Below are 5,779 nucleotides of genomic sequence, written 5' to 3'. Positions count from 1 at the left end.
CGGCCAAGGCGACCGACAATTTCGGGGCGACGACAATGTCAGCGCCAATCAGCGTGACGGTCAGTGCGCCGACGGTCTGCGTCTCTGCCCCACCCGGTTTGGTTGCCTGGTGGCCCGGTGACGACAATGCTTTTGATATTGTCGGTAAAAAGAATTGGACCATGATTGGCGGTGTTACCTTCGCTCCGGGAAAGGTCGGCCAGGCTTTCAGCCTGAACGGTGCGGATGGATGCGTCAGCGCGAACTCCGTCGCGACCACGGCGGTTGACAACTGGTCAATGGCCGCATGGGTTTACTGGAAAGGGCCTGTCGGCACCGCGGGCAAGGAGAAGCAGACTCTCTTGTTTAACGGCAATGAGGCCAACAGTGGTTACGGCCTCATCATTCCCGAACAGGGGCTTTGCTCGACAGTCAGCAGTCTTTGCCCGGAAGTCGGCAACCTGGTGATTGTGTTTGCAGGAGTGGGCTACGTGACAACCGGCGTCGCACTCGACCAAAACGCGTGGAATCATATTGCGTTGGTCCGCGAAAACGGCGTCCTGAAACTTTACAAAAACGGGGCGCTCGTGTTCTCGGCCGCAACAGGAAATCCAAATCCGCCTTCTGCCACGGATGGCTATACGGCGATTTGCGCGTTCCCGGGATACGCCTTCAACGGCCTGGTGGATGAAATCATGTTCTTCAACGCCGCCGTTGATGGCGATCAGGTCCGCTCGCTGTTTGCCTCTGATGCCATGGGTCTGTGCAAGCCCCTGAACATCGACTCCATCACCGCGCCCACGAACGGCGCGGTGTTGCTGAACATCAGCGGACAGGCCGGAAAAGCCGTGACGATCTACGGTTCGTCAGATCTTTTTTACTGGCTCCCCATCGACACCGTGCCGAATCCGGCCGGCACGCTACAATTTACAAATACCGCAACAGGCGGTCTTAATTCGCAATTCTTTAAGGCAGCGACCCAGTGATACAGTTCGAGGTCTGGGGTTGCGTCAGGTTAAATTGTCGTGTCGGCGACATTCAAGTTTGACCTCGGCATATTTCCCGGTTTCACATTTCCCGTCTTCGGCTATCTTCCCCGCGTGCCGACGTTCTCTGAAAAGCTCGACGGTTTGCCTGCCTTGAACCAGGTGGTCGTTCCCGATCTCTGGCAACAGCAGGCCGTGACCGCCTTGCGCGAGGGCAAGGACGTCGTCGTCCAGGCTCCCACCGGCGCGGGCAAGACATTAATTTTCGAGTTGTGGTCGAACCACGGGAAAAACCACGGCCAGGCCATTTACACGGTGCCGACCCGCGCGCTGGCGAATGACAAGCTCGCTGAATGGCGCGCGCGCGGCTGGGATGTCGGCATCGCCACCGGCGACCTTGCGGAGAATCTTCATGCGCCGATCCTCGTCGCCACACTCGAAACGCAGAAGCGCCGGCTCATCGAAGGCGACGGCCCGGCGTTGCTCGTCGTGGACGAGTATCAAATGCTTGGCGATCCCGACCGCGGCCTGAATTACGAGCTGGCCATCGCGCTCGCGCCGCCGAAAACGCAACTGCTCCTGCTGAGCGGCAGCGTTTCTAATCCGTACGATTTGGTGAAATGGCTTCGCCGGCTTGGGCGCGAAGCCATCCTGGTCAAACACGAGCAACGTCCGGTGCCGCTTGAGGAGGTTCATGCCAACAATTTGAATTTTCACGTGCCCAGCGAGATTCGGGGTTACTGGCCGCGCCTGGTCGTCAAAGCGCTGGCGGAAGACCTCGGTCCGATCCTGATCTTCGCTCCGCGCCGCCAGGCCACCGAATCGCTTGCCGCCGAGCTGGCGCGTCAACTACCGACGCCGAATCCGCTTCAACTCGGTCACGAACAAAAGCTGCTCGTGGGCGAACATCTCGCGAAAATGCTCAAGAGCCGCATTGCGTATCATCACAGTGGCCTGAACTATGGCGCGCGCGCCGGCGTCATCGAACCGCTCGCCAAGGCCGGACAACTGCGGGTCGTCGTCGCCACTATGGGCCTCGCCGCTGGCATCAACTTTTCGTTGCGCAGTGTTGCGCTGGCGGGCGAATCGTATCGGCGGGACCACGTCGAGCAGCCGCTCAAGGCGGATGAAATTCTGCAAATGTTCGGCCGCGCCGGCCGTCGCGGCATCGACGAAATGGGTTTTGTGCTGGTCTCCGCCAATGAAATCCGGATGCGCGACGGTTATCCGTGTCAGCTTGCCCGCAGCGGCATGGTGGACTGGAGCGCGCTGCTGGGCTTGATGAATGCCGCGGCCGGGCGCGAGGACAACCCGTTCGCCGAAGCCGTGCGGGTGCAGGAACGACTGTTCACGACGAAACCGATTGTCCTCGGCGTTGAACAATCCATGAACCATCCCGACGCGCCCTGCGGTTTGAAGACCGACGCCGAGCGCGCGCGGCGCGTGCGCCATCGTTTCCGCGAGATGCTCAACAGCCGCGGCGAATGGGAGCCGTATCCGAAGCCGGTTGAAAAATCGCTGCGGGACATTGTAATTCTGAATTGCCCTCACCCTGACCCTCTCCCACGGGGAGAGGGGACAGCGACTGCACTCCCCGTAGAAACGTCGGACGCGTTCCGACAACCGCCGCGCTTGATTCCGCCGATGACGCCTAAAACCTCTCCCTCTCCCGAGGGTGAGGGCGAACGTGACTCAAAGCATGGTTTTGAATCCGATCTTCAAAGACTGAAGTGGCGCTCGATACTTTCGGAACCAGTCGCGCTGGAAAAAATCGGCACCGGCGCGCTGTGCGTTTTGTCCGAAACGAACGAGGGAAGGATTTACGGACGCGCCATCACCGTCGCCGAGAAGCTCAACGATGACCGCGTCATTATCGCCAAATGGATTCGGCGTCTGACCGGTTGGAGCGGCCGCCAGGCACCGTCCGGCGTGTGGGAACAGAAAATCGCGCCGCTCGTTGAAAAGAAACTGGCGGAGCAAAAAACGGCGGTCGTGCGATTCGCTTCTGAGGCGCACAGAATTGTCGCGCGGGTCAGCCTCTCGGAATTGACCCTGCGCGTTCCGGTGGATCAGCACGGTGTCGCGCTCTGGAGACCGCCTGAGCGCGAAGTGCTGCCGCCCGATTGCGCGCAATGTTCTCTCGTGCCGACGTGCCGCGGGCTTTCGGCTGCGACCGGCACGGCGTTGCTCTGGCGACGCCTCGGTCTGGTGAACGAAGCCGGCACGCCGACGCGACGCGGCCAGATCGTAAGCTTTTTCCAGCAGGGCGACGGGCTGGCCATCGCCGCCGCGCTCGAAGACGATGGCTACCCGCTCGACGAACTGATTTATGACGTGGCGAACCTGGATGCCGGATTCCGTTTTTGTGGCGAGGAGAATCGTTGGGCGGGACGACTGGCCATGGCCTGCCAGGAACGTTTCGGTTTGCAATCCATTCCCGGCTATCTGGAGAACGGCGTGCCGCCCAAATACGGTTCTGGCGCGGAGCAGGTCGTTTCCGGCATCCACAAAAATCCGTTGAGCAAACATGGTTGGGTGACGGAATTGCTCGGCGCAGGAGACATTGATCGTGTCATCATCGAATGGCGGAGTTTGCTGCGTCAGATCGCTCATGCGCCCGACCTCGACTGGCCGCGCTGGCGCGCACTGCAGAAAACGGCAAAGGCGATTCTGCGCGAGACCGAATCGCCCACGCTCACCGATCTGCCGCCGTTGGAATATCATCAGACCCGGCGGGTGGACCATCGGCTGATTTTGCGGAGGCATTGACCGCACTGCGTTGCTCAATTGTCTCGTTTTGAGCGGACCTGTAACTCTTGGACAAACTTACGATAGTCCTCCTCTTTTTCGAAAGCACGGCTCGGCACGACAAAAGCTTGGAGTTTGTTCAAGCAGATTAGAATGTGCTGCTGGGTGAGAACAATGTCTTCGACGATCTTCCATTGGCACCGCACTTCCTTAACGTTTGGTGTGAACTGTAAGTTCTCAACGCAAGCAAAGGCACAGCCGATCCAAGCAGATGTTTTTTAATCTGATTGCAGCCCACGTTTCAATCGCAATTCATCCAAGTTCGCTTGGAGTCCCTGTGCGGTTACTTTCGGCGACATCGACCATCCCAAGCGATCCAGCGCCGTCACCACATACAAAGCAAAATAAGAAACAAAGAGGAGTACCGCGCAAAGGAAAGAAAACACAACAGCGGCTTTGTGGGTGCGCGGGTGAAGTAGCACGTCGGCAACGTTGCTTAGGAGCCCAATTGGCCTAAGAAACAAATCCCAACTGTTCCACCGTTCGAACCGGCCGAGGTAAATTCCGAACGCGGTCAGTCCGAGTACGACTAGCGTAAACAGCCAGCCCGACCGCCAACCGAAGGAATGCGAGACGCGCCGATGCATCAAATGAAGCGAGAGAAATCCCAACAGCAATCCTGTCAGCACGAAGGACTGGACGAGCAGGATGTCAAACCAGAGCGGCACCGGCGGGCGCGGCTTGAGGTGGACGAGGTCGGTCACAAGATAAGGTGAGTTCGGCAGGAACAGCAGCCATAAGAAAGCCCAGAGCACAAATCGACCGCGCGGCGGGCGGAAGGCGCCGGCCACAAAAGCGAAGCCGAGCGGCAGCCAGGCCAAAAACAAGTTCCAGACGAGATTGAAGTACGCCGGCTGGTGCGACACGGCAAACCGCGCGAGGACCAGTGCGACACCCACACCGGAAGCGAGAGCCAGTGAGAGGAAGATCAGAGCACTCTGGCGAAGAGAAGCGGCTGGTTTCATGTTCAAGAAATGGAATTGAGCGGGTCTTGCCCGGCGGAGCTTGACGAGGTGTTGAGTTCCTTTGACCAGCGATGACATAGCCATAGTGGAACGAATCCAAACACACCGAACGAGCAATCAATCAACCGCCAGTAAATCGGGATGCCGCGAATTGCGCCGAAAACGAGCGCATACGGGATCACCAGCACGCAGGCAATCATTCCGAACTGAAACAGCCAGATGTTTCGCGCCGGGTCGCGCAACGCGCCGATGAATGCTATGGCGATGGCGAAATGGCCGAACGCGAGCCAGTCGAAGCCGTAAGCGATGAAAGGATATTTCGTGTTGGTCTCGTGCAAAGCCTCGCGCAATTTTACGATCCATTTCGTCAAACCGGTTGTCGCTTGTTCGCTCGAAACGTCAGCGACGCCGAGGACGCGGGCGCTGGCGTCGAGTTCCCATTCAAGAGGAACGGCGGTCGCGCCGCTGAGCACCAGGCCAATGATGAATAGCCAGGTCAGCAACTTAACGCGCTTGCGCAGTTCCCCGGTTTGCTTCCGAGTCATAGGTTTGTTTCAGGCAATCCATCCAGTGGCTGACGAAGAATTTCTTCTCCACAGGCAGCAGTGTATCCGCCTTGCCGATCAGCGGGCGAACGGCCGTGGTCATTTGCAGCATCACGAGGATGAAGATGGACATCCAGACTCTGATACCGCCGGTGGATCGGCCCTGGCACGCGTTGAAACCCGCATTGAGGAAGCGCAATCCGAAGTAAGTTGAGATGAACCAGAAGGCGAGGTGCAACGCGCCCATGGCGACGACGGACTGGGTGGACTGCGAGAAAACCCACGCTACGGGCGCAAAGCCAATCAGCAGAATCGTCATCAGCATCGTCAGCCCGGCCACGAGTCCAACCACTTCCGTCAAACGCGCGCTCGAACCACTCAGGCAGGCGAAGATGTAAAGGCTCGGCAGACAGATCAGCGCCGAGAGCAACAGGCCGGCGGCGACTTTGGCGGGCGCGGCCCAGAGCTGAACGCCGCCAGAGAACGTGCCAACGAC

At 59.0% G+C, this 5,779-nt stretch carries 5 protein-coding genes; 2 read left to right on the top strand and 3 right to left on the bottom strand.

What is annotated here, in order from left to right; genetic code table 11:
- Both VN887_10275 and VN887_10270 read left to right on the top strand, forming a co-directional pair.
- Window positions 1–965 (top strand): LamG-like jellyroll fold domain-containing protein (locus VN887_10275; protein ID HXT40398.1); only part of this gene is annotated, 965 nt, incomplete at its 5' end.
- 39 nt (window positions 966–1,004) lie between these two features.
- The gene (locus VN887_10270; protein HXT40397.1) at window positions 1,005–3,734 is read left to right on the top strand and encodes a DEAD/DEAH box helicase; all 2,730 of its coding nucleotides are present in this window, start codon (window positions 1,005–1,007) and stop codon (window positions 3,732–3,734) included.
- A 257-nt stretch (window positions 3,735–3,991) separates the two neighbouring features.
- On the opposite strand, the gene VN887_10265 is transcribed toward VN887_10270, so the two are convergent.
- The 3 genes from VN887_10265 to VN887_10255 form a co-directional block, all read right to left on the bottom strand.
- Window positions 3,992–4,639, bottom strand: coding sequence for a DUF1361 domain-containing protein (locus VN887_10265; protein ID HXT40396.1), 648 nt, complete (start codon window positions 4,637–4,639; stop codon window positions 3,992–3,994).
- A 101-nt stretch (window positions 4,640–4,740) separates the two neighbouring features.
- Window positions 4,741–5,283, bottom strand: a complete 543-nt coding sequence (locus VN887_10260) for a hypothetical protein (protein HXT40395.1) — start codon at window positions 5,281–5,283, stop codon at window positions 4,741–4,743.
- Window positions 5,243–5,779 (bottom strand): hypothetical protein (locus VN887_10255; protein HXT40394.1); only part of this gene is annotated, 537 nt, incomplete at its 5' end. The genes VN887_10255 and VN887_10260, both read right to left, overlap by 41 nt.

Origin of the sequence: Candidatus Angelobacter sp. (assembly GCA_035607015.1) — a bacterium.
Taxonomy (GTDB): Bacteria; Verrucomicrobiota; Verrucomicrobiia; order Limisphaerales; family AV2; genus AV2.
This window is presented reverse-complemented; position numbering and strand designations above follow the sequence as displayed.

What these genes read in the sequence shown, in the direction of transcription:
- VN887_10260 (HXT40395.1), bottom strand. Translation starts at nt 5,283, where the DNA reads ATGACTCGGAAGCAAACCGGGGAACTGCGCAAGCGCGTTAAGTTGCTG.